The organism is Bradyrhizobium sp. Bra64 (genome assembly GCF_024519875.1).
GTDB classification, from domain to species: Bacteria; Pseudomonadota; Alphaproteobacteria; order Rhizobiales; family Xanthobacteraceae; genus Bradyrhizobium; species Bradyrhizobium japonicum_G.
The window spans coordinates 433,469-455,663 of sequence record NZ_JALJRD010000003.1 but is presented as its reverse complement, the minus strand read 5'-3'; the positions used below and the strand labels follow the sequence as shown (position 1 = coordinate 455,663).

At 65.1% G+C, this 22,195-nt stretch carries 22 protein-coding genes; 17 read left to right on the top strand and 5 right to left on the bottom strand.

All coding sequences use genetic code 11. From position 1 onward, the window contains the following. Window positions 1–156: 156 nt before the first annotated feature. The 9 genes from NR187_RS14545 (at window position 157) to NR187_RS14505 (ending at window position 8,850) form a co-directional block, all read left to right on the top strand. A complete protein-coding gene (locus tag NR187_RS14545; RefSeq protein WP_256806887.1) occupies window positions 157–1,614 on the top strand; it encodes a 6-hydroxynicotinate reductase in 1,458 nt (485 codons plus the stop codon). Then, the gene (locus NR187_RS14540; protein ID WP_256806885.1) at window positions 1,611–2,507 is read left to right on the top strand and encodes a UPF0280 family protein; all 897 of its coding nucleotides are present in this window, start codon (window positions 1,611–1,613) and stop codon (window positions 2,505–2,507) included. Before NR187_RS14545 ends, NR187_RS14540 begins: the two co-directional genes overlap by 4 nt. Window positions 2,508–2,534: 27 nt before the next feature. Beyond that, window positions 2,535–3,119 carry an amino acid synthesis family protein gene (locus NR187_RS14535; protein ID WP_211383354.1) on the top strand — a complete coding sequence of 195 codons (585 nt, stop codon included), beginning with the start codon at window positions 2,535–2,537 and terminating at the stop codon, window positions 3,117–3,119. 81 nt (window positions 3,120–3,200) lie between these two features. Further along, window positions 3,201–4,403, top strand: coding sequence for an ABC transporter substrate-binding protein (locus tag NR187_RS14530; RefSeq protein WP_211383355.1), 1,203 nt, complete (start codon window positions 3,201–3,203; stop codon window positions 4,401–4,403). A 166-nt stretch (window positions 4,404–4,569) separates the two neighbouring features. After that, a complete protein-coding gene (locus tag NR187_RS14525; RefSeq protein ID WP_211383356.1) occupies window positions 4,570–6,459 on the top strand; it encodes an ABC transporter permease in 1,890 nt (629 codons plus the stop codon). Continuing rightward, window positions 6,456–7,247: an ABC transporter ATP-binding protein gene (locus NR187_RS14520; RefSeq protein WP_211383357.1), complete on the top strand. Its 792-nt coding sequence runs from the start codon at window positions 6,456–6,458 to the stop codon at window positions 7,245–7,247. The genes NR187_RS14525 and NR187_RS14520 overlap by 4 nt, the downstream gene beginning before the upstream one ends. Continuing rightward, window positions 7,244–7,948, top strand: coding sequence for an ABC transporter ATP-binding protein (locus NR187_RS14515; RefSeq protein ID WP_256806882.1), 705 nt, complete (start codon window positions 7,244–7,246; stop codon window positions 7,946–7,948). Before NR187_RS14520 ends, NR187_RS14515 begins: the two co-directional genes overlap by 4 nt. Window positions 7,949–7,961: 13 nt before the next feature. Continuing rightward, window positions 7,962–8,417, top strand: a complete 456-nt coding sequence (locus NR187_RS14510) for a MarR family winged helix-turn-helix transcriptional regulator (RefSeq protein WP_211383359.1) — start codon at window positions 7,962–7,964, stop codon at window positions 8,415–8,417. Between the two features lie 43 nt (window positions 8,418–8,460). Beyond that, window positions 8,461–8,850 (top strand): hypothetical protein, encoded by a 390-nt coding sequence (locus tag NR187_RS14505; protein ID WP_306235472.1) that lies wholly within the window; start codon window positions 8,461–8,463, stop codon window positions 8,848–8,850. A gap of 5 nt (window positions 8,851–8,855) precedes the next feature. Here NR187_RS14505 and NR187_RS14500 read toward each other — a convergent pair whose 3' ends face one another. Together NR187_RS14500 and NR187_RS14495 are read right to left on the bottom strand one after the other, a co-directional pair. Further along, window positions 8,856–9,545: a hypothetical protein gene (locus NR187_RS14500; RefSeq protein ID WP_211383361.1), complete on the bottom strand. Its 690-nt coding sequence runs from the start codon at window positions 9,543–9,545 to the stop codon at window positions 8,856–8,858. A 125-nt stretch (window positions 9,546–9,670) separates the two neighbouring features. Beyond that, window positions 9,671–10,867 carry an amidohydrolase family protein gene (locus NR187_RS14495; protein ID WP_211383362.1) on the bottom strand — a complete coding sequence of 399 codons (1,197 nt, stop codon included), beginning with the start codon at window positions 10,865–10,867 and terminating at the stop codon, window positions 9,671–9,673. A 156-nt stretch (window positions 10,868–11,023) separates the two neighbouring features. On the opposite strand from NR187_RS14495, the gene NR187_RS14490 reads away from it, so the two are divergent. The 3 genes from NR187_RS14490 to NR187_RS14480 all read left to right on the top strand — a co-directional run bounded on the left by NR187_RS14490 (window position 11,024) and on the right by NR187_RS14480 (window position 13,605). After that, the gene (locus NR187_RS14490) at window positions 11,024–11,797 is read left to right on the top strand and encodes a ferredoxin--NADP reductase (RefSeq protein WP_211383363.1); all 774 of its coding nucleotides are present in this window, start codon (window positions 11,024–11,026) and stop codon (window positions 11,795–11,797) included. A 106-nt stretch (window positions 11,798–11,903) separates the two neighbouring features. Continuing rightward, window positions 11,904–12,230: a hypothetical protein gene (locus NR187_RS14485; protein ID WP_211383364.1), complete on the top strand. Its 327-nt coding sequence runs from the start codon at window positions 11,904–11,906 to the stop codon at window positions 12,228–12,230. Between the two features lie 109 nt (window positions 12,231–12,339). Beyond that, a complete protein-coding gene (locus NR187_RS14480) occupies window positions 12,340–13,605 on the top strand; it encodes a cytochrome P450 (protein WP_256806877.1) in 1,266 nt (421 codons plus the stop codon). 70 nt (window positions 13,606–13,675) lie between these two features. Here the strand turns inward: NR187_RS14480 and NR187_RS14475 are convergent, their stop codons facing one another. Continuing rightward, a complete protein-coding gene (locus NR187_RS14475) occupies window positions 13,676–14,929 on the bottom strand; it encodes a DUF763 domain-containing protein (protein ID WP_256806876.1) in 1,254 nt (417 codons plus the stop codon). Between the two features lie 127 nt (window positions 14,930–15,056). On the opposite strand from NR187_RS14475, the gene NR187_RS14470 reads away from it, so the two are divergent. After that, on the top strand, window positions 15,057–16,199 hold the full coding sequence (locus tag NR187_RS14470; protein WP_256806875.1) for a mechanosensitive ion channel family protein: 1,143 nt from the start codon (window positions 15,057–15,059) through the stop codon (window positions 16,197–16,199). Window positions 16,200–16,342: 143 nt separating this feature from the next. Here NR187_RS14470 and NR187_RS14465 read toward each other — a convergent pair whose 3' ends face one another. Further along, a complete protein-coding gene (locus NR187_RS14465; RefSeq protein WP_256806874.1) occupies window positions 16,343–17,143 on the bottom strand; it encodes an ABC transporter substrate-binding protein in 801 nt (266 codons plus the stop codon). A gap of 10 nt (window positions 17,144–17,153) precedes the next feature. Then, entirely contained in the window at window positions 17,154–18,134 is a 981-nt protein-coding gene (locus tag NR187_RS14460) for a tripartite tricarboxylate transporter substrate binding protein (RefSeq protein WP_211383369.1), read from the bottom strand. Window positions 18,135–18,249: 115 nt separating this feature from the next. Here NR187_RS14460 and NR187_RS14455 point away from each other — a divergent pair, with 115 nt between their 5' ends. The 4 genes from NR187_RS14455 to dctA all read left to right on the top strand — a co-directional run bounded on the left by NR187_RS14455 (window position 18,250) and on the right by dctA (window position 22,176). Continuing rightward, window positions 18,250–18,960, top strand: coding sequence for a TetR/AcrR family transcriptional regulator (locus NR187_RS14455; RefSeq protein ID WP_256806872.1), 711 nt, complete (start codon window positions 18,250–18,252; stop codon window positions 18,958–18,960). Between the two features lie 74 nt (window positions 18,961–19,034). Then, window positions 19,035–19,994: an amidohydrolase gene (locus tag NR187_RS14450; protein WP_211383371.1), complete on the top strand. Its 960-nt coding sequence runs from the start codon at window positions 19,035–19,037 to the stop codon at window positions 19,992–19,994. Continuing rightward, on the top strand, window positions 19,994–20,878 hold the full coding sequence (locus tag NR187_RS14445; protein ID WP_211383372.1) for an amidohydrolase: 885 nt from the start codon (window positions 19,994–19,996) through the stop codon (window positions 20,876–20,878). The genes NR187_RS14450 and NR187_RS14445 overlap by 1 nt, the downstream gene beginning before the upstream one ends. Then, a complete protein-coding gene (dctA, locus tag NR187_RS14440) occupies window positions 20,875–22,176 on the top strand; it encodes a C4-dicarboxylate transporter DctA (RefSeq protein WP_256806867.1) in 1,302 nt (433 codons plus the stop codon). The genes NR187_RS14445 and dctA overlap by 4 nt, the downstream gene beginning before the upstream one ends. The last annotated feature ends 19 nt before the right edge of the window (window positions 22,177–22,195 follow it).

Here is a 22,195-nt window from a genome sequence, read left to right as displayed (position 1 = left end):
AGCGCGGATGCCTTCTTTGTGGACAGTGGTGATAGGCAAATGAGGTTTTATACGGCAGGCGCATCTTTTGCCCCGCTCCGCCGCTTGACACCTCTCGGGAGGGCGCGCAACATCGTTCGTGTACGAATGATAACCGCAAGGTCGGCTGGCTTTGACATGGTGACTGAAACGACGAGCGCCGCCATCGACAAGATCCGCTGCGATGCCTGTCCGGTGATGTGCTACATCAAGCCGGGTGCGGCAGGCGCCTGCGATCGCTACGCCAACCACGACGGCAAGCTCGTCCGTGTCGATCCGCATGTGATCCTGGAGCGCACCGTCTCCCATGGCGGCAAGCTCGTCCCCTTCAGCCGCACGGAAGACTGGGACGGCAAGCTCGTCCACGAGCCGTCGACCTTTGTGACGGCAATCGGCGCGGGCACGACCTATCCCGATTACAAGCCGGCGCCTTTCATCGTCTCCGCGGAAGTCGACGGCGTCGACATGGTGACTGTCGTCACCGAGGGCATCTTCTCCTATTGCGGCATCAAGGTGAAGATCGACACCGACCGCTATCTCGGGCCGGAAACCGCGACCGTGCGCGCGCAGGGCGAGGCGGTCGGCCACGTCACCACCAGCGAATACGGCTCGCAGATGCTGTCGCTCGGCGGCGTGCATCATCTGACCGGCGGCTCGAAGAAGGAGGGCCGCGTCACCTGCGACACGCTGATGGATCTCGCCAATTGCAAGGCGGTCGAGCTCACCATCGACGGCGGAGCGACCGTGGTGGTGCAGGCCGGCCAGCCGCCGATCGTGAACGGCATGAAAGAAGAGCGCATGCGCGTCGGCTGCGGCTCGGCGACGATCGGCATGTTCGCCAAGCAATGGCACGGCAAGGTCGACGAGGTCGTGGTCGTCGACGATCACATCACCGGCGTGCTCTCGGAGCACCAGGCCGGCAAGCTGCTCGACATCGTCGACACCGGCATCAAGATGAAGGGCCGGCGTTCGACGCCTGGCCGCTATTTCCAGGTCGCCGATCCCGGCACGGGCTGGGGCGGCACCAACATCTCCGATCCGCTCGCGATCCTCGGACCGTTCGACGCCAAGGAAGCCAAGGCCGGTCTCTCCATGCTGATGGTCTCCACGACCGGCGAGCATTCGTCCTACTATGTGCTCGACGAGGCCCTGAAGCCGGTCGAGACCGAGATGCCCGATGACCTCAAGTTTTCGGTCGAGCGCATCAAGGAGAATTGCGAGCCGGCGCTGTGCACGGTGCTGTTCATGGCCGGTGCGGGCGGTTCGCTCCGTGCGGGCGTCACCGACAATCCGGTGCGGCTGACGCGCTCGGTGAAGGACGCGCTGACGCGCGTCACCAGCGGCGGTGCGCCGGTCTATGTCTGGCCGGGCGGCGGCATCACCTACATGGTGGACGTGACGCAGATGCCGGCCGGTGCGTTCGGCTACGTGCCGACCCCGGCGCTGGTCGCGCCGATCGAGTTCACGATGAAGCTGTCGGACTATGCCGCGCTCGGCGGGCACATGGATCATGTGAAGCCGCTCTCCGAGGTGCAGGGCGGCGACGATGTCCGCCAGCTCCCCTGGCAGAATCCGATTCCGGGGCCTCGGGCATGACCAGGCTCCCGCAAATCGCGTTGCTGTCTGACGGCCGGCGGCTGCATTTGCAGGATGGACCGATTGATCTGGTCGTCGAGGCGACGGGACACGCCGGTGCTGTGCGTGCGGCCTATGAGGCTGCGGCCGGGCGGTTCACCGGGCTTCTCGACGAGCTCTGCGCGGAACTGCCGGAACTGCGGGGCGCCGCCGGGGAGCGGACTTCGTTGAGAGGCGTTGTCGCACGTCGCATGCACGCCGCCGTGGCGCCCTATGCTGAGGACTGCTTCATCACGCCGATGGCCGCTGTGGCCGGCAGCGTGGCGGAGGTGGTTTTGGGCGCAATGCTGGGCGCGGCATCGCTCGATCGGGCCTACGTCAACAATGGCGGCGATATCGCGCTGCATCTCGGCGAGGGCGAGCATTTTTCGGTCGGCCTGATGGACCGGCCCGATCGCGACGGCGTGATGCGGTCGATGAGGGTCGATGCCAATGATCCCGTGCGCGGCATCGCGACCAGCGGGCGGCACGGCCGCAGCTTTTCGCTCGGCATTGCCGATGCGGTGACCGTGTTGGCGGGAACGGCGTCGCAGGCCGATGCCGCCGCGACGATCATTGCCAATGCCGTCGATCTGCCGGGGCACCCCGCCATCATCCGAAAGCCTGCGAACGAGCTTCAGCCCGACAGTGATCTCGGCGTACGGCTCGTGACCCGCGACGTCGGTGAATTGTCGCAGAACGAGATCGCGGCCGCGCTGGAGTCTGGCGCGGAATGTGCACGGCAATTATTCGATCGCGGGCTGATCGAGGGTGCCGTGCTGCAGCTTTGTGGTGATATGCTCGTCATCGGAACGAAAGATATTGAACGGCAGCGATCGCGCCCGCTTGTGCTGGAGAACGCGGTTCATGCCTGAGCAGGGAAACGAAGCGGGGAACCAGCCATGAGCGCGATCATCCGCAAGATCGTCACCGTCGTCGAAGAGACGCAGATGGAGATGGGCCGCCAGGTCTCGCCGCCGACGCGGCGTGCGGCCGCAATCGCCGTGATCGAGAATCCCTTTGCCGGAAAATATGTCGAGGACCTCTCGCCGCTGATCGCAATCGGCGAGGAACTCGGCGAGCTCCTGTCGAAGCGCGCAGTCGCTGCGCTCGGCATCGATGGCGCGAAGGCGCAGAGCTATGGCAAGGCCGCGGCTGTCGGGGAGAACGGTGAGCTGGAGCACGCCGCTGCCATCCTTCACCCGAAGATGGGCACGCCGGTGCGCAAGGTGCTGAGCAAGGGCGCGGCGCTGATCCCGTCGTCGAAGAAGCGCAGCGGTCCCGGCACGACGCTGGACATTCCGCTTGGTCACAAGGACGCAGCCTTCGTGCGTAGTCATTTCGACGGCATGGAAGTACAGATCAACGACGCGCCGCGTGCCAACGAGATCATGGTCGCGGTCGCCGTCACCGACAGCGGTCGTCCTTTGCCGCGCGTCGGCGGACTGACGGTTGCGGAGATCAAGGGCGAAGACGGTCTGCGATAGAGCTTGAACCGGGGAGGCGGACACAGCTTCTCCGATGAGGATCACGCTGAAGACGTAGAGAGTTCAAAACTGGAGGTTGGGATGCGAGCAAGAAACATTTTCGTCGGCGCGGCCTTCGCGCTTCTGGCGGGCGGCATGGCTCATTCGGCCCTGGCGCAGGACATCAAGATCGGCGAGATCAACAGCTATTCGCTGCTGCCGGCCTTCACCGAACCTTATCGCAAGGGCTGGCAGCTCGCGGTCGAGGAGATCAACGCGGCCGGCGGCATCAACGGCAAGAAGCTCGTCGTCGTCTCCAAGGACGACGGCGGCAAGCCGGCGGACGCCCAGACCGCGGCCAACGAGCTGGTGTCGAGCGAGGGCGTCGCGATGCTGACGGGCACGTTCCTGTCTAACATCGGCCTCGCGGTCAGCGACTTCGCCAACCAGAAGAAGGTGTTCTTCCTCGCAGCCGAGCCGCTGACGGACGCTGTCACCTGGTCGAAGGGCAACAAATACACATTCCGTCTGCGCCCCTCGAATTACATGCAGGCCGCGATGCTGGTGGAAGCCGCCAGCAAGCTGCCGGCCAAGCGCTGGGCGACGATCGCGCCGAACTATGAGTACGGCCAGTCCGCGGTCGCGGTGTTCAAGAAGCTGATGTCGGAGAAGCGTCCTGACATCCAGTGGGTCGACGAGCAGTGGCCGCCGCAGGGCAAGATCGATGCGGGTCCGGTGGTGCAGGCCGTTGCCGCCGCCAATCCCGAGGCGATCCTCAACGTCACCTTCGGCGCCGACCTTGTGAAGCTCGTTCGCGAAGGCAACACCCGCGGCCTGTTCAAGGGACGCGAGGTCGTGTCCTTCCTGACCGGCGAGCCTGAATATCTCGATCCGCTCAAGGAGGAGACGCCGGCGGGCTGGATCGTCACCGGCTATCCCTGGTACTCGATCAAGACGCCCGAGCACGACGCGTTCCTGAAGGCCTATCAGGCCAAGTACAACGACTATCCGCGTCTCGGCTCGATCGTGGGCTATCAGACCATCAAGGCCGCCGCCGCGATCCTGGCCAAGGCCGGCTCGACCGATCCGGAGAAGCTGATTGCCGCGGCAGAGGGGCTGTCGATGCCGTCGCCGTTCGGCGAGATCACCTTCCGCAAGATCGATCACCAGTCGACGCTCGGAGCCTTTGTCGGCAAGACCGCGCTGAAGGACGGCAAGGGCGTGATGGTGGAGTCCGTCTACAGGAAGGGCGCGGACTATCTGCCGAGCGACGCCGAAGTCGAGAAGCTGCGGCCGAAGGATTGATACGAAGAGAGACCGGGGCCTCGTGGTTCGAGACGCGCGGCGTCGCCGCGCTCCTCACCATGAGGGTCCCGGACCTCATCCCGAGGAGGCGCGTAGCGCCGTCTCGAAGGATGAAGGCCAAGTACTGAAGCCAACTAGTGAAGCATATGCCTAACCCGGACCGCCGATGGCCTTTTATGTCGTACAGTTTCTGACCGGTCTCGCCAGCGCAGCGTCGCTGTTCCTGGTGGCCTCGGGCCTGTCGATCATCTTCGGCGTGACGCGGATCGTGAATTTCGCGCATGGCGCCTTCTACATGATCGGCGCGTACGTCGCCTTCACGCTCACCGAGCGTCTGTCTGGCGCATTCGGCTTCTGGGGAGGCATCGTGGTGGCCGCGTTCGCGGTGGCGCTGATCGGCGTCATCGTCGAGATGGTGCTGCTCCGGCGCATTTACCACGCGCCGGAACTGTTCCAGCTGCTCGCGACCTTCGGCCTGACCTTGATGGTCGAGGACCTCGTCGTGCTGATCTGGGGGCCCGACGATCTCGTCGGCCGCCGTGCGCCTGGCTTTCGGGGCGCGATCGATTTCTTCGGCCAGAACATCCCGAGCTACGACCTGTTCCTGATCGTGCTCGGGCCGGTCGTGCTCGGCATTCTCTGGCTGCTGTTCCAGCGCACGCGCTGGGGCGTGCTGGTGCGCGCGGCGACGCAGGACCGCGACATGGTCGCAGCACTCGGCGTCAACCAGAAATGGCTGTTCACCTCGGTGTTTGCGGTCGGCGTCTTTCTCGCCGCGCTCGGCGGCGCGCTCCAGATCCCGCGCGATGCCGTGCATCACGCGATGGACCTGCGCATCATCGTTGAAGTGTTCGTGGTCGTCGTGATCGGCGGCCTCGGCAGCATCATCGGCGCCTTCGTCGCGGCGGTGCTGGTCTCTGAACTGAACGCCTTCGGCATCCTGATCTTCCCGAAGATCTCCATCATCCTCGTCTTCCTGGTGATGGCAGCGGTGCTGATCGTGCGTCCCTGGGGTCTGTTCGGCAAGCCGGAGGCGCCCGCGCGCAAGACGCCGGGTCTCACCGTCAATCCCTGGCGGCCGCTGACGTCGAACGAGCGGCTTGCTGCTCTCGCGGCGCTCGTCATCGCAGCGACGCTGCCGCTGTTCGCAGGCAACTACGCGCTGACCGTCGGCTCGGAGATCGCGATCTTCGTGATCTTCGCCGTCAGCCTGCACTTCCTGATGTCGGTCGGCGGGCTCGCATCGTTCGGCCACGCCGCCTATTTCGGCCTCGGCGCCTACGGCGTCGCCTTCCTCGCCAAGATGGCGGGACTGCCGATGATCGTGTGCCTGTTGCTCGGGCCGCTGCTCGGCTGCATGGGCGCGGCCGTGTTCGGCTTCTTCGCGGTGCAGCTCTCCGGCGTGTATTTCGCGATGCTGACGCTCGCTTTCGCGCAGATCGTCTGGTCGATCGCGTTCCAGTGGGTGAGCGTGACAGGCGGCGACAACGGCATACTCGGCGTCTGGCCTTCGAGCTGGGCGGCGAGCCCGTCGCATTTCTATTGGATCGCGCTCGGCGTCGCGGCGCTCGTCACGATCGCGCTGCGGGCCATGGTGTTCTCGCCGTTCGGCTACGCGCTCCGGGCGACGCGCGATTCGCTTCTGCGCACCGAGGCGATCGGCATCAACGCCAAGCGCATCCAGTGGACGGCCTTCGTGATCGCGGGCACGACCGCCGGCATCGGCGGCGCGCTGTTCGCGTACCTGAAGGGCAGCGTCTTCCCGGACAATCTCGGCATCTCGCTGTCGGTCGATGCGCTGGTCATGGTGCTGCTCGGCGGCGTCGAGACGGTGTCGGGTGCGGTGATCGGCGCCATCGTCTACAAGGCGCTAAACATCTGGCTGGTCAGCCAGACCGACCTGTCGAAGCTCGTGCTCGGCGGTTTCATCGTGCTGATCGTGGTCGTCTTCCCCAAGGGCATCGTCGGCATGCTGGAAATGCTGGCGCAGCGGCGCAAGAGCACGTCGCCGCCAGGGGCAACCCTGCTTGCCAAGCCGATGGGGTCTGCCGAATGAGCGTCGCGCCCCCACTTCTCGCGGTCGAAGGCCTGACCAAATCCTATGGCGGCATCCATGCCGTGCGCGGAGTCTCGTTCTCGCTGCGCGCGGGCGAAATCCTGGCGCTGATCGGCCCGAACGGCGCCGGCAAGAGCACCTGTTTCGACATGCTCAACGGCCAGAACAGGCCCGACACGGGGCATGTCCGGCTGCTCGGCAAGGACACCACCGGCAAGAAGCCGCGCGAGATCTGGCGAATGGGAGTGGGGCGCACTTTCCAGATCACGGCGACGTTCGCGACGATGACCGTGCGCGAGAACGTGCAGGTCGCGCTGATCTCGCATGAGAAGCAGCTGTTCAATCTCTGGGGCTCTGCGCCGAACTTCGACCGCGGCGAGGCGGGCCGGCTGCTCGAACTGGTCGGCATGGGCGGCTACGCGGATCGGCCCTGCGGCGAGCTTGCCTATGGCGACCTCAAGCGGCTCGAGCTTGCGGTTGCGCTCGCCAATCAACCCAAACTCCTGCTGATGGACGAGCCGACCGCCGGCATGGCGCCGCGCGAGCGCGTCGAGCTGATGCGGCTGACCGCGCAGATCGCGCGGGAAAAGTCGATCGGCGTGCTCTTCACCGAGCATGACATGGACGTGGTGTTCGAGCATGCCGACCGCATCATCGTGCTCAACCGCGGCACGCTGATCGCCGAGGGATCGCCCGCCGAGGTGCGCGGCAATCCGCAGGTGCAGGCGGTCTATCTCGGCGAGGGTCTTCTCTACGATGCCCAGCATCGCGAGGGGGCCTCGGCATGAAGCTCACGGTGGAAGGGCTCAACAGCCATTACGGCCCCGCGCACATCCTGTTCGACATCGGCTTCGATGTCGGCGCCGGCGAGGTCGTGGCGCTGCTCGGACGCAACGGTGCCGGCAAGTCGACGACGTTCCGCTCGATCGTCGGTCTCGTCGCGCAGCGAACCGGCCGCATCATGTTCGAGGGCAAGGACGTCTCGGTGCGTCCGACGCATGAGATCGTGCGCGAGGGGCTCGGCTATGTCCCGGAGGAGCGCCGCATCTTCACGGATCTGACCGTTGAGGAGAATCTGGAAGTCGGCCGCCAGCCAAAGCGTCCCAACGCGCCGTACTGGACCCGCGAAAAACTGTTCGCGCTGTTTCCAAATCTGGGTGAGATGAAGAACCGCCCGGGCGGCCGCATGAGCGGGGGCGAGCAGCAGATGCTGACCATCGCACGCACGCTGATGGGCAATCCGTCGCTGGTGCTGCTCGACGAGCCCTCGGAAGGCCTGTCGCCAAAGATCGTGGAGCAGATGGTCGATGCCATCCTGACCATGAAGAAGGAGGGCGTCAGCATCGTCGTCTCCGAGCAGAATCTGCATTTCGCGCGATTGATCTCCGATCGCGCTTATATCATCGAGCGCGGCCGCATCTGTTTCGGCGGCACCATGGCCGAGCTCGACGCGCGTCCGGACATCCGCGACGCGCATCTGTCGTTGTGAGAGGCGGGAGCGGATGGCGAGAAGCGTCGCGGTGAAGAAGGGCGTCAAACCCGGAAAGCCGCCTTACGTGCTGGACGAGCAGGTTGGCTTCATCCTGCGCCAGGTCTGGCAGCGCCACAGCGCGATCTTCTCCCGCGAGATCGGCACCAATATCACGCCGACGCAATGGGCGGCGCTGTCCAAGCTCGCCGAGGCCGGACCATGCTCGCAGAACCAGCTCGGGCGGCTGACGGCGATGGATGTCGCGACCATCAAGGGCGTGATCGACCGGTTGACGGCGCGCGGCCTGACCGAGACCAGCCAGGATCCCGAGGATGGCCGGCGACTGCTGGTCAGCCTGACGCGCGCGGGGCAGCAGCTTGCGGAAAAGGTCGCGCCGAACGCGCTCGCGATCACGCGGGAGACGCTGGCGCCGCTCGAGGCAAAGGAGCGCGAGTTGCTGATGGCGCTGTTGAACAAGCTGCGGTGAGCCGCGACTAACCTCGATGATGGTTTTGTCGAGGCTTACCGGCATGAGAGTGGCGAGGCGGGTTGCGATGGTTTTGGCTCTGGGCGCGGCGCTGGCGAGCGGGTGTGCGCAGGCCTGGGCGGCGCAAGCCTATGAAGGGTTCTGGGCGTCGACCAAAAAAGATTGCCGCGATCAGGATAGCGCCAACCGCATGAGCATCGAAGGCGGCAACCGCCTCTATTGGTATGAGACGCGGTGCCGGGCCAGCCAGATCACGGCCAATGGAAAGCTCAGCTGGAAAATGAAGCTCGCCTGCGAAGGCGAGGGCGAGAAGTATCGCTCCAATCCCCGGCTGTCCATCGCTGCGGATGGCAGGCTCGTGATGGACAATGGCCCGGTGGGCCAGGCCAGGCGCCAGACTTATGTGCGTTGTGAGATCGCAAAGCCGCGCTGATCTCCTTACGTCTTTCCCGGCCATTTGGCGCGGTAGCGGATTTCGCTGCCGTCGGCGAGCCGCTGCCACGTTCCGAACTCCGGCGTATGCGGAGCCCGGGCCGTCAATCCGATCGGGTAGACCCGGCTGGGCTGTCCCTGGATATTGACGGCGAGCTGCCGGTGCGAGGTTCGAAACGCCAGTTCGACTTCGCCTGCGATAACGGGCTGATCGCCGTCACGATAGAAGCCGGCTGGGTTCAATTCGCCCGGCATGGTGTTGAGGTCTGTCTGCAATTCGACGGTGATGCCTTGCGGTGATTTCGGCACCGTTGCGCCGGCCGGAAGGCGAACCTCGAACACGAGCAGGGGATTGCCGCCGTTCCGGTTGAGCCAGGGTGTGGCCGTCGCATAGGCGTAGACAATATAGGTGACGCCGGCGGCGGCGCAGAGGAGGACGACCACGCCGAGCGATTTCAGGCTGGTGCGTGCGAGGCCGCCAGTGCTTTCGGCATTGCCCGAGCGCATCGTCAGCCTGGTCGCAAGCACAAGACCGGCGATCGCGCCGATGGGTGAGTAGACGAACAATGCCAGCAGACCCGATGTGATCGGGTCCGCCCGGTTGCCCAGATCGAGCACTGAAAACAGCACAAAGGTCGCGACATAACCTCCGACCGCACCGGCAACGCCGGCGGCAATCCGCGACGAATTCTTCATGTCTTGCTCGACGTCCCAGCAATGAACTGCCGCCGCCAGGGGCTGCCTGCGTTAGACGCAGCAGGCCGGCGACTTGTTCAATGCTTTCAGGGGACCGCGTGGAGCGGCGAGCCGCTCCGACTGCGTCACTTCGCCACCACCTCGGGCACCCTGCCGGCCGGCGGAGTGTTGCGGCTGCGCTGGGTGCGCACGATGCCGTCGATGATGGTCATGCCGATGCCGGGAAGGTCGCCGAGCTGTACGCTCTCCAGGATGCTCTTGCCGGGCGAGTGCTGGGCCTTGTCCATGATGACGAAGTCGGCGGAGCGGCCCACTTCGATGAGGCCGCAATCGAGCGCGCGCATCCGCGCGGTGTTGCCGGTGGCAAGGCAGAACGCGATCTCGGCCGGCAGGTCGCCGAGCGAGGACAGCATCGAGACCATGCGCAGGATGCCGAGCGGCTGCACGCCTGAGCCGGCAGGGGCATCGGTGCCGAGGATGACGCGGTGCAGGTCGCCCATCTCGCGTGCGATGCGCAGCGTGAACAGGGCCGAGCGCTCGTTGCCATTGTGCACGAGCTCGAGGCCGCGCTTGCAGCCCTCGCAGATGCAGCGGATCTGGTCGTCGGGCAGGGCGGTGTGGCCGCCATTGATGTGGCCGACCACGTCGGTATCGGCCTCCAGCACCACGTCCTTGTCGATCAGGCCGGAGCCGGGGATCGAGGGACCGCCGGTGTGGATGGTGCTCTGGATGCCGTATTTGCGCGCCCAGCCGACCATTTTACGCGCGGTGGGACCGTCCTTGACGCCGCCGAGGCCGACCTCGCCGAGCAGCTTGACGCCCGCGGCGGCCAATTCCTTGAAGTCCTCTTCGACCATCTCGCATTCGATCACCGGCGCGCCGGCATGAACCTTCACACCGCCAGGCCGCAGATTCCAGAATGCGCGCTGGGCGAAGATCGCCATCGCCTTCAGGCCGACGACGTCGCGGGGGCGGCCGGGCATGTGCACTTCGCCGGCGGAAATCATCGTGGTGACGCCGCCGTGCAGATTGCTGTCGATCCAGCCGATCTGGTTCTGGCGAGGCGTCCAGTCGCCGGCGACGGGGTGGACATGGCTGTCGATCAGACCGGGCGCCACCGTGGTGCCGTTGGCCTCGACGATGGTGGTCGCGCCTTCGGTGTCGAGGTCCTTGAAGCGGCCGATCGCGGTGATCTTGCCGTTCTCGGCGACGATGGTGTCGCCGTCCAGGATCGGCTTTTCCAGCGCGCCGGACAGGATCAGGCCGATATTTCGGATCACGAGCTTCGAGGGTCCGGTGGCCTGGGGTGCGTCATGCGCCATGGAATGGGTCCTTGTCCTTAACTGCAACGCTTCCGATCTTGGGCAGCCTTGACCGCGGGATCAAGCCGGATTATTCATTAGTATACGAATGATAGTGTACAAACGACGCATAGCTGACCGCCTCGGAACCGCAAAGAAGCGCCACGGAAGGGTGAGATGAGCAATTTCAATCAGGAAAGCGTTTTGAGCGTCCATCACTGGACCGACACGCTGTTCTCCTTCAAGACCACCCGCAGCCCGACCTTCCGTTTCCGCAACGGCGAATTCACCATGATCGGGCTCAAGGTCGGCGAGAAGCCCTTGCTGCGGGCCTACAGCGTCGCCAGCGCCAATTACGAGGACACGCTGGAGTTCTTCTCGATCAAGGTGCCGGACGGTCCGCTGACCTCGCGGCTCCAGCACCTCAAGCAAGGCGACGAGATCATCGTCAGCCGCAAGGCCACCGGCACGCTGGTGATCGACAATCTGGAAGACGGCCGCAACCTCTATTTGATCGGCACCGGCACGGGCCTTGCGCCGTTCCTGAGCGTGATCAAGGACCCCGAAACCTACGAGCGGTTCGAGAAGGTCGTGCTGCTGCACGGCTGCCGGCACGTGAAGGAGCTCGCCTATGGCGAGATGATCACCGAGACGCTGCCGAAGGACGAGCTGATCGGCGACTATATCCGCAACCAGCTGATCTATTATCCTACCGTGACGCGCGATCCGTTCCGCAATCGCGGTCGCATCACCGACCTCATCACGTCAGGCAAGCTGTTTTCCGATATCGGCCTGCCGGCACTGGAAGCCGCCCACGACCGCATCATGATCTGCGGCAGTCCGGCGCTGGTCACCGATACCCGCGCGCTCCTTGGCGAGCGGGGCTTCGTCGAGGGCAATCACGGCGAACCTGCCCAATTCGTGGTCGAAAAAGCCTTCGCCGAGCGCTAGGCCCGCTGTTTTCGCGCAATAAGACCGTATTTTCGCCGCCGGGCGCCCGTTGCGGCGCCGATTCGGCACACGATACTATGCGGGAACGAATCAGCGGAGTTCCCACATGGTTGCGGACAGCGACAGCAACATCGCCTGGCACCGGGTTCAGTTGAAGAGGAACCGCGCCGAGTTGAAGGCGCTCGAGACCGCGCGCTTCACGATGGGCGAGATCGCCACCTCGAAGCGGAACGGCCAGACCCTGAAGGCGACCGCGGAGCTCAAGCGCAAGATCGCGCAATCCGAGCGCGTCATCGCCGATCACGACAAGCGCACGCGCCGTCCGCTCACCACCGACCTGCAAAGCCTCAGCAGCGGCAGCTGGAGCCATTGGGACGCCTACACCAATCAGCAGCAGCGCAAGACCGGCCCGCGTTCGCCGGGGCGGGGATAGGCTCGCCGCTCTACGCCTGCGCCGGAGGTGGAGCGGAGGTTCCGGCCCCTTGCGCCGGCCGCGCCGTGCACCATCTCGGTGAGACGCCACCAGCTGCACCGGTGATCACATGGCTCTACGCCTCGACTTCACCAGCGAGGCCTTCTTTCGCGATCCGCCGAAGGCGATCGCGCGGTTGCGCATGTCCGGCCCCGTGGTCGCGACGCGATTTCCTCTCGTCGGCGATGTCTGGATCACCACCACTCATGACGCGACGGCCCAGGTCCTGAAGGACGGCACCACCTTCACCTTGCGCAGGGAGGATGGCGACGTCGCCGGTCTGCGCTGGTGGATGCCGGGCTACGTCAGGACCATCGCCAACAACATGCTGACCATGGACGAGCCGGATCACACGAGGCTGCGCAGCATCGTGGACGAGGCCTTTCGCCGCCGCGCGATCGTCGCGATGGAGCCGCGTATCCGCGCCATCGCCGATGGCCTCGCGGACGAACTGTTTGCCGATGGTGGCCCAGCCGATCTCGTCCAGCGGTACGCGCGCATCCTGCCGCTTGCGGTGATCTCCGAACTGTTGGGCCTGCCGCCCGCCGATCGGCCGAGGTTCATCGCCTGGGCCAATTCGATGTCTTCTCTGACCAACGTTGCCGGCTTCTTCCGGCTGCTGTTCGCGTTCCGCAAGATGCGAGCCTACCTCGAACGGCAATTGCAGATCGCGCGCGTGCACGGCGGCGAAGGCCTGATCGCGGAGCTGGTCCAGGTCGAGCGGGAGGGCGGCCAGATCACGCCGGACGAAATGGTGTCGATGGTGTTCCTGCTGCTCGCGGCCGGCTCCGAGACCACCACGCATCTCATCAGCGGCTCGGTCTACGAATTGCTGAAGAACCCGGGCCTTCGCGACTGGCTGGAAGAAGACTGGAGACGCGCCGGACTCGCCGTCGAGGAGTTCCTGCGCTTCGTCTCGCCGGTGCAATTTTCAAAACCGCGCTATGTGCGGCGGGACATCGAGCTGGAGGGCGTGCGCCTGAAGAAGGGCGACCGCGTCATGGTGATGCTCGCGGCGGCGAACATGGACCCTGATGTGCACGACCAGCCGGAGAGGCTCGACCTCGAACGCAAGCCCAACCGCCATATGTCCTTCGGCACGGGAATCCATTTCTGCCTGGGGCATCAGCTTGCGCGGATCGAGACCACTTGCGCGCTTCAGGCCTTGTTCACGCGCTGGCCACGACTAGGCCTCGCGGTCGATGCCTCACAGATTCACTGGCGCAAGCGGCCGGGGATTCGCATGATTGCGAATTTGCCGGTCATTGCCGATGCCGGCGCAACGCCCCAGCCGGGTTCGGCTACGGCCGACGTCTCGCAATTGCTCGCTAGTTGACGTGTTGCCCCTTGCTCGGGAACCGTGGCCAACCGGCTTGCGGAGGACGAGGACGAGTAGGTGGGCGAAGCTAAGAGCCGGTCAGCTTCTTCGCGGCGACAAGATCGCGCTCCCAGCCGAAAACGGAGCGGCCGTCGAGATCGGGCGAGGCCGCCCGTTCACCCGCGATGAACGTCTCCACCGATGGACCGTGCGCGGTGCGTTCCAGCCGGCGCGCCTGATCGTCGAGGCGGCGGATCGCCTGCATCTCCTCCTCGCGCCCGAGCTTCGCGTTCTGGATCGCGCCCTTGAGCACGCGAATGGTCTCGTCATAGACCTTGATCGGGACGGGGTAGGGATGCCGGTCCTTGCCGCCGTGGGCAAGCGATAAGCGCGCGGGATCGCTGAAGCGATAGGGCGCGCCATGCACGACCTCGGCCACCATCGCCAGCGATCGCACCGTGCGTGCGCCGACGCCGGGCATCAGCAGGAGCTCCGGAAAATCGACCGGGCCACGTTCGGCCGCAGCCGCCAGCGTGCCGTGCAGGCGGCGCGCGAACACGTCCTTGGGCCTGACATCGTGATGCGCGGGCATGATCAGGTGCGGCAGCATCGCCTGCGCAGGCTCGGGCGCGGTCCCGGTGAGCCGCTCGAATTCGCAGAAGATGCGATCCGGGCCGAGGACGCTCAAGAGCTCGAGCTGGGCATCGCGCGAGACGCCGGCGCGATGGTCGGTGAGATTGACGATCTCGCCTTGCAGCGGCCCGTCGATCGCGCTGTGCGGCGCATCGACAAAACTCGTCAGCGCCTCGGAATGCCAGTGATAACGGCGGGCCTGCCGTTTGTCGCCGTTCATACCCTGCTGCACCACCGTCCATTTGGCATCGGCGGTGACGAAGAAGCCGTGCAGGTAAAGGTCAAATCCGTCCTGGACCGCGGCGCTGTCGACCTTTGCCACGAGGCGACTCGCACGCGTGAGCATGGCGCCGTCGAAGCCGACGCGGTCGCCGAGTTGCAGCAGTTCGTCAGGCGTCTTGCGCGAGTGCTGACCGCGTCCGCCGCAGACGTAAATTCCGAGCTCGTCCTGGAGCGGTGCGAGCCCGCGCTTCAACGCGCCGATCACGGACGTCGTGATGCCCGAGGAGTGCCAATCCATCCCCATGACGGCCCCGAACGACTGGAACCAGAACGGATGCGAGAGGCGCTGCAGGAACGCATCGCGGCCGTAATGATGCACGATCGCCTGCGTGACGATCGCCCCTAACGAAGCCATGCGATTCGCCAGCCACGGCGGAACCCGTCCCGTGTGGAGAGGAAGATCAGCGCTGCCGGTGCGTCGAGTCATGATCGCCTAGAAATAGCGCAGTTCGGCGGTGATTGCATCAGAGGGATGCTGCGTTGCACTGAACGCGGGAGCGAACCACGCTGCAACGCGTTGGACGGCAAGCGCGGATGCAAATGCGGGGACTTTAATGAATCGGCAGGCCCTTTTGGCCGACATCGACAGGATGTTCGGGTGGATACCGTCATGGTTCGTCGGCCTTGCTCTGGTCGCCGGCGCGATCCTGATTGCCCTGTCGATCTATCGCCTCGCGGTTTGGCTGTTCAACCGCGCCTTCGGAACCCGTCTCCCGCTCATGAGCGTGTTCATCGAGCGGACGGCTGGCCCTGCCCAACTTGCCCTCTGTCTTGCCGCTGTAGCATTGGTGCTGCCGCTCGCGCCGCTGGACGATGCCTTTCGCACGCCGCTGACGAGCCTGTTCGTCGTCGCCTTCATCGCGCTGGTCGGGTGGATATCGATCCGGATCGTGGACATGAGCGCGGCACGCTATCTCCAGAACTTTCGCGACGTCACCGAGAATTTCATCGCGCGCAAGCACGTCACCCAGGTCCGTGTGTTCAAGCGCGTCACCGATATCATCATCGTCATCATCACGGTGTCGACCGCGCTGATGACGTTCGACTCGGTGAGGCAATACGGCGTCAGCCTGTTCGCTTCCGCCGGCGCAGCCGGTATCATCGTCGGTCTTGCCGCCCGGCCGATGCTGAGCAACCTGATCGCGGGCGTGCAGATCGCGATCACCCAGCCGATCCGCATCGAGGATGCCGTCATCATCGAGAACGAGTGGGGCTGGGTCGAGGACATCGCCTCGACCTATGTGGTGATCCGGCTGTGGGACTGGCGCCGCATGGTGGTGCCGCTGTCCTATTTCATCGAGAAGCCGTTCCAGAACTGGACCCGCGACACCGCGTCCCTGATCGGTGTCATCGCGCTGCACGTCGATTATCGGGCCGACGTGCCGCGCATCCGGCGCTGGCTGGAGGGAGCGGTGAAGGACTCCAGGCTCTGGGACGGCGCGGTGGTCAATCTCCAGGTGATCGACGCGGATTCGCGCACCATCGAACTGCGCGCGCTGGTCAGCGCGCGAAATGCGCCGCAATCCTGGGACTTGCGCTGCGAGATGAGAGAGAAGCTCATCGCTTTCATTCGCGACGAGATGCCCGAAGCCCTGCCGCGCGAGCGCGCGATCCTGATCCCGTCGGGCGACGATGACGCCGATGTCCTGCGGCGCCCCGCGCCGCCGGAGAAGATGCGAGCGAGCGTGCGCAATTGAATCGCGGGCACGATCAGCCGGCGCCAACCACGGCTGCGCCGGCTTGCCGGTCGGGGCGCGATCGCGGCTTGCGCAGTTTTCGCCGCGCCCAGACCAGGGTGGAGATCGTCTCGCGGTCCGCGAAGCAGGTGGCGAATTGCGGGTTACTCGCGTGTCGCCTTCGCCGCGCCGCGCAAGCCGGCCTGCTGCTGGATCGTGTCCAGCGCGCCGGACGACTGCTCGTCCGTGACGAAGCTGTTGAGCAGGGGAAGCGCATCCTCGCGTCCCTTGGGAATCGCAATCGCCATGTGCTCCAGGCCCCAATTGCCGTCGAGGACCCTCGCGCCGGGAATCTGGTCGGACATCTCGAACAGTGTCGGCTTGTTGGTCGCGTAGAGATCGATCTCGCCGCGGCCGAACATGGCGACGGCAACCTTGACGCTTTCGGCGGGAACGATGGTCGCGTTCTTGAACCTGGCCGGCAGCGTGCGCTCGGAGGTCGAGCCTTTGGTGACGCCGATCCTGATACCCGGTTTGTCGATGTCCTCGACCTTGCCGACAGGCGAGTTCGCGGGAACGAGATAGCCGAGCTCGATCGCCAGCACGGGCTGGCTGAAGCTGACGTCGTTGGCGCGGGCCGGCGTGGCGTTGGTTACGGTAAAGTCGACCTGGCGATCATGGATCGCGGTGACGATGTCGGCGACACGCTGGAACCTGACATAGTCGACGTGCACGCCGAGCCGTTTTGCAAGCTCGCCGCCGAGATCGTAGGCGAGGCCGTGCGGCTTGCCGGCCGCGTCCGAGACCATCGAGGTCGGACTGCCCGGATAGATGCCGACGCGCAAGATGCCGCTCGGCGCCAGCAGTTTTGCTTCGCCATCGGCGCACGCGGGCGCACCGGGCAGGCCGATGACTGCAAACGCGAGCAGGACGGCGCGGACAAGGCGACCGTAAGAGGTCCTCATGTAGCGAGCCTCACTGCGCGCGGATGTCGGCGGCCTTCAGCACCGGCTCCCATTTGGTTGCCTCGGCGTGCATGTAGGCGTCAAACTCCTTGGCGGAGGAGCCGATCGGGGCTGCACCGATCTTGCCGAGTGTCGACAGCACGTTCGGATCCTGTAGTGCCGCCTTCAAATCGGTTTCGAGCTTCGCCACGATTTCCGGCGGCATTTTTGCAGGTCCAAGCACGCCCCACCAGACCGAGACGTCGTAGCCGGGGACGCCTGATTCCGCGACCGTCGGGACATTGGGCAGCGCCTTCGAGCGCTCGGCCGAGGTCACCGCGAGCGCGCGCACCGGGCCGCCCTCGATCTGGCTGATCGCTTCCGCAAGTGGATTGATGCTGATTGGTATGTCGCCGGCGATCACCGCGGTCAACGCCGGCGCGCCGCCCTTGTAGGGGATCGCGACGATCTTGGTGCCCGACATGTATTTGAGCAGCTCGCCGGCGAGATGCGCCGAGGTGCCGTTGCCGGACATGCCATAGGAGAGCTTGTCCGGCTCCTTCTTGGCCGCAGCGAGCAGATCGCCGAGTGTCTTGTAGGGGCTGTCCTTGGCGACGACGATCGCGAGCGGTGAGGAGGCGACTTCACTGATCGCGGTAAAGTCCTTGAACGTGTCATAGGGCACGCTCGGATAGATGAACTGGTTGAGCGGGTGACCGCTCGCGACCAGGATCAGCGTATAGCCGTCGGGCGCTGCCTGCGTCAGCGCCTGTGAGGCGACGATGCCGCCGGCGCCCGGACGGTTGTCGATCACCGGTTGCTGGCCCCAGGTCTTCGCCAGTGCCTGGCCGAGCGTGCGTGCGAGCACGTCGACCGCGCCGCCGGCGGCGTAGGGCACGAGGATGTGAACCGGCTTGCTCGGATAGTTGTCGGCGGCCTGCGCGGCGCCACCCGCCAGCAGCAGGCCGGCGCCCAGCATCAACCCGCCGATTGTCTTGTTCAAACCCAGCATTTCCCAGCACTCCTTGATGGCGTTCGCTTCCCCGCGGCGGTCTCCAGGCCGTTCCGGACGCCGCCCATGGTTCTTGTTGACGAGACCTGATCTTTTGTACGATAGTACAAATCACATGGTACGCAAGCCCACCAGCAAGGAAACGGCCCGCAAGCCGAACATGCGCGAGGCGATCCTCGCCGCGGCCGAGGAGCTGTTCGCCATCAACGGCTTCAATGCCGTTTCGGTGCGCGACATCGCGCAGGCCGCCGGCGCCAATCCCGGCAGCGTGACCTATCATTTCAAGACCAAGGACGGCCTGCTGCTGGAGATCTACCAGCGTCATTGCGGGCCGATGAATTTGCGCCGTTCCGAGCTGCTCGCTGCCGCCAAGCGTGTGCGCGATCTCCAGGACCGGCTGGAAGCGGTGGTGCGGGCCTATGTCGTGCCGGCCTTCACCTCGGGCAGCGATCTCGCCGGCGGGGGAGCGCGCTTCACGCGCTTGCGCGCCGTGATGTCGGCCGAAGGCAACGAAGTCGCGCGAAAAATCATCGCGCAGACTTTTGACGATACCAGCCACGCCTTCATCGACGCGATCCACGACAGCCTGCCGCACATTCCGCGCACCGACATCGTCTGGCGCAGCCACTTCCTGCTCGGCGCGCTCTATTACTCGCTAGTGACGCCGGATCGCGTCTCGCGCCTGTCGCGCGGCGAAGCCGACGGCAACGATGCCGCCAGCGCCATCGAGCAATTGGTGCAGGCCACCGTTGCCGCGTTCCAGGCGCCGGCGCTCGATCAGGCCGCGCCGGCGAAGCGGCGGCCGGTCGTCAGCAGCAAGACTTGAAAGAAACCGCTCGAGCGGAGGCGCGCAACAGCGCTTTCGCTCGCAAGCGGACCATGTGACAGGGTGTTGAGGAAATGAACAGGCGGGAGTGTTTGCATCTCTTGACCGGATTGGCCGGTGCCGCGCTCACGAGCGAAGCGCGCGCGCAAGGTGCCGAGCCCAAAGCGATCCCGACGATCGCGCCGCCGGATCCAAATCCCAAGACGCCATCCTTCAAGCTGCCGCCGAAGTCGTGCGACAGCCACACCCACATTTTCGGGCCGGCGTCGCGTTATCCCTTCTCGGAAAAGCGCCCTTACAATACGGCCGATGCGCCGCTGGAGACGTTCCGCAGCGTGCACGAGAAGATCGGCGTCGAGCGCTGCGTGATCGTCAATGCCACCGTGCACGGCACCGACAATCGCGTCGTCACCGATGCCATCGCGCAGAGCGAGGGCGCCTACAAGGGCATCGCCAACGTCAACGACGAGATGACCGAGAAAGAGCTGGCGGCGCTTGGCAAGGGCGGCATCTGCGGCTGCCGCTTTGCCTTCCTCAAGCGCCTCGGCGGCGTCGGCGACATGACCAAGTTCCAGCGCATCGTGCATCGCGTCGCCGAGCTCGGCTGGCATGTCGATGTCTATTTCGAGCCGGGCACGATCTCCGAATTCGCAGCCCTTCTGACCGCGCTGCCGACGCCTTACGTGATCGATCACATGGGAACGGTCCAGGCGAGCAAAGGGCTCGACGATCCCGGTTTCACGGCCTTGCTCGACCTTCAGAAGAAGGACGAGAAGTGCTGGGTCAAGATCACCGGCCTCGAACGTGCCTCCGCGGCCGGCAAACCGTTCCACGATGCCGTGCCGTTCGCGAAGGCGCTGATCGACAATGCACCCGACCGCGTCATCTGGGGCACCGACTGGCCGCATCCCAACGTCAAGATCATGCCGAACGACGGCGAGATCGTCGACCTTGTTCCGCTCTACGCGCCCGACGCAAAGGTCCGGCAGAAACTGCTGGTCGACAATCCCGCGCGCCTGTTCAAGTTCACCTGATGAGCATGATGTACACGCCGACCATTCCGCCGCCCGATCCGAACACCCGTACGCCGAAGTTCAAGCTGCCGAAGCTGTCTTGCGACGCGCATTGCCACATCTTCGGCCCCGGCGCGAAATACCCTTACGCGCCCGACCGTTCCTACACGCCGCCGGATGCGCCGCTCGCCGATTTCCGCGCCCTGCATGCCAAGCTCGGCGTCGAGCGTGCCGTCATCGTCAATGCCAGCGTCCACGGCACCGACAACACGGTCGCGCTCGATGCCATCGCGCAGAGCAATGGCGCCTACCGCGCGGTCGCCAACATTGACGACACCATCACCGAGCGCGACCTCCGCGTGCTGCACGAAGGCGGCTTTCGCGGCTGCCGCTTCAATTTCGTCCGTCATCTCGGCGGCGTTCCCGACAAGCGGGTGTTCGACCGCATCATCGCGATGGTCGCCCCGCTCGGCTGGCACATCGACCTGCATTTCGATGCGATCGACCTGCCTGAATATGCCGACATGCTGACACGGCTGCCGCTGAGCTACACCATCGACCATATGGGACGGGTGAAGGCGTCCGACGGGCTCGACCAGATTCCGTTCAAGATTTTGATCGAGCTGATGCAGCGCGACGAGAAATGCTGGGTCAAGATCTGCGGCTCGGAGCGGGTGTCCTCGGCCGGTCCCCCGTTCACGGACGCCGTGCCGTTCGCGCGAAAGATCGTCGAGACCGCTCCGGACCGCATCATCTGGGGCACCGATTGGCCGCATCCCAACGTCAAGGCGATGCCGAATGACGGCGATCTCGTCGACCTGATCCCGCTGTTCGCGCCGGAGCCGGAGTTCCAGCAGAAGATCCTCGTCGACAATCCCGCGCGCCTGTTCGAGTTCGACCAATGACGGCGCTCGCGATCGACAAGCCGCGCGGCCGGGCCTGGTGGAAGGAGCTCTGGATCCAGGTGCTCATCGCCATGGCGGCGGGCATCGCGCTCGGGATCGTAAGCCCGGAGGCGGGCGCCAAGATGCAGCCGCTCGGGGACGCCTTCATCAAGGCGATCCGGATGCTGATCGCGCCGATCATCTTCTGCACCGTCGTGCACGGCATCGCGCACATGGCCGACATGGCGCGGGTCGGGCGCGTCGCGGTGAAGGCGATCGTTTATTTCGAGATCATGACCACGATCGCGCTGGTCATCGGCCTTGTCGCGGTGAATGTGCTCAAGCCCGGCGTCGGCATGAACATCGATCCCGCCAGCATCAATGCCAGCGTGATCGAGCCCTACGTCAAGCAGACCGCCGTCATCGGCTTCGTGCCGTTTCTCTTGAACATCGTGCCGGCAACCTTCATCGGCGCGTTTGCCGAAGGCAACATCCTCCAGGTGCTCTTCATCTCCGTGCTGTGCGGGTTCGCACTGGTACAGCTCGGCGAGCGCGGCGCGCCGCTGGTTCATCTGATCGACATCGCCGCAAAGATGGTGTTCGCCGTCGTCGGCTTCGTGATGTGGGCGGCGCCGATCGGTGCGTTCGGTGCCATCGCCTTCACGGTCGGCAAGTTCGGTGTCGGCTCGCTGGCCTCGCTCGGCAAGCTCCTCGGCGGCTTTTATCTCACCTGTGTGATCTTCATCATCGTGGCGCTCGGCCCCGTCGCGCGTCTCTGCGGCTTCTCGCTGCTCAAGCTGATCCGCTACATCTGGGAAGAGCTTCTGATCTGCATCGCCACGACATCGTCCGAGACGGTGCTGCCGCGCATGCTGACCAAGCTGGAGAAGGCCGGCTGCGAGAAGAGCGTGGTTGGCCTCGTGATCCCGACCGGCTATTCCTTCAATCTCGACGGCACCTGTCTGTATCTCGCCGCCGCCTCGGTGTTCCTGGCGCAGGCGACCAACACGCCGTTCGGGCTCGCCGAGCAGATCGAGCTGCTGCTGATCCTGCTCGTGACCTCCAAGGGCGCCGCAGGTATCGCGGGCGCCGCCTTTGTCGTGCTGGCGGCGACGCTGTCCGCCACCGGCTCCATTCCGGTGACGAGCGTGGCGCTGGTGCTCGGCATCCATCGCCTGATGTCCCAGGGACTGACGCCGACCAATCTGATCGGGAACGCGGTTGCGACGATTGCGATTGCCAAATGGGAAGGCGCCCTCGACGGCGAGCGCCTCAGGCGCGTGCTCGACGGCGAGGAACCCGTGGCCGTCACCGCTTGATGAAATTGCTGCCTGCGTG

What these genes read in the sequence shown, in the direction of transcription:
- NR187_RS14490 (WP_211383363.1), top strand. Translation starts at nt 11,024, where the DNA reads ATGAGCAATTTCAATCAGGAAAGCGTTTTGAGCGTCCATCACTGGACC.
- NR187_RS14520 (WP_211383357.1), top strand. Translation starts at nt 6,456, where the DNA reads ATGAGCGTCGCGCCCCCACTTCTCGCGGTCGAAGGCCTGACCAAATCC.
- NR187_RS14450 (WP_211383371.1), top strand. Translation starts at nt 19,035, where the DNA reads ATGAACAGGCGGGAGTGTTTGCATCTCTTGACCGGATTGGCCGGTGCC.
- NR187_RS14495 (WP_211383362.1), bottom strand. Translation starts at nt 10,867, where the DNA reads ATGGCGCATGACGCACCCCAGGCCACCGGACCCTCGAAGCTCGTGATC.
- NR187_RS14505 (WP_306235472.1), top strand. Translation starts at nt 8,461, where the DNA reads ATGAGAGTGGCGAGGCGGGTTGCGATGGTTTTGGCTCTGGGCGCGGCG.
- NR187_RS14465 (WP_256806874.1), bottom strand. Translation starts at nt 17,143, where the DNA reads ATGAGGACCTCTTACGGTCGCCTTGTCCGCGCCGTCCTGCTCGCGTTT.
- NR187_RS14535 (WP_211383354.1), top strand. Translation starts at nt 2,535, where the DNA reads ATGAGCGCGATCATCCGCAAGATCGTCACCGTCGTCGAAGAGACGCAG.
- NR187_RS14530 (WP_211383355.1), top strand. Translation starts at nt 3,201, where the DNA reads ATGCGAGCAAGAAACATTTTCGTCGGCGCGGCCTTCGCGCTTCTGGCG.
- NR187_RS14470 (WP_256806875.1), top strand. Translation starts at nt 15,057, where the DNA reads ATGAATCGGCAGGCCCTTTTGGCCGACATCGACAGGATGTTCGGGTGG.
- NR187_RS14445 (WP_211383372.1), top strand. Translation starts at nt 19,994, where the DNA reads ATGAGCATGATGTACACGCCGACCATTCCGCCGCCCGATCCGAACACC.
- dctA (WP_256806867.1), top strand. Translation starts at nt 20,875, where the DNA reads ATGACGGCGCTCGCGATCGACAAGCCGCGCGGCCGGGCCTGGTGGAAG.
- NR187_RS14510 (WP_211383359.1), top strand. Translation starts at nt 7,962, where the DNA reads ATGGCGAGAAGCGTCGCGGTGAAGAAGGGCGTCAAACCCGGAAAGCCG.
- NR187_RS14540 (WP_256806885.1), top strand. Translation starts at nt 1,611, where the DNA reads ATGACCAGGCTCCCGCAAATCGCGTTGCTGTCTGACGGCCGGCGGCTG.
- NR187_RS14500 (WP_211383361.1), bottom strand. Translation starts at nt 9,545, where the DNA reads ATGAAGAATTCGTCGCGGATTGCCGCCGGCGTTGCCGGTGCGGTCGGA.
- NR187_RS14525 (WP_211383356.1), top strand. Translation starts at nt 4,570, where the DNA reads ATGGCCTTTTATGTCGTACAGTTTCTGACCGGTCTCGCCAGCGCAGCG.
- NR187_RS14475 (WP_256806876.1), bottom strand. Translation starts at nt 14,929, where the DNA reads ATGACTCGACGCACCGGCAGCGCTGATCTTCCTCTCCACACGGGACGG.
- NR187_RS14460 (WP_211383369.1), bottom strand. Translation starts at nt 18,134, where the DNA reads ATGCTGGGTTTGAACAAGACAATCGGCGGGTTGATGCTGGGCGCCGGC.
- NR187_RS14545 (WP_256806887.1), top strand. Translation starts at nt 157, where the DNA reads ATGGTGACTGAAACGACGAGCGCCGCCATCGACAAGATCCGCTGCGAT.
- NR187_RS14485 (WP_211383364.1), top strand. Translation starts at nt 11,904, where the DNA reads ATGGTTGCGGACAGCGACAGCAACATCGCCTGGCACCGGGTTCAGTTG.
- NR187_RS14455 (WP_256806872.1), top strand. Translation starts at nt 18,250, where the DNA reads ATGGTACGCAAGCCCACCAGCAAGGAAACGGCCCGCAAGCCGAACATG.
- NR187_RS14480 (WP_256806877.1), top strand. Translation starts at nt 12,340, where the DNA reads ATGGCTCTACGCCTCGACTTCACCAGCGAGGCCTTCTTTCGCGATCCG.
- NR187_RS14515 (WP_256806882.1), top strand. Translation starts at nt 7,244, where the DNA reads ATGAAGCTCACGGTGGAAGGGCTCAACAGCCATTACGGCCCCGCGCAC.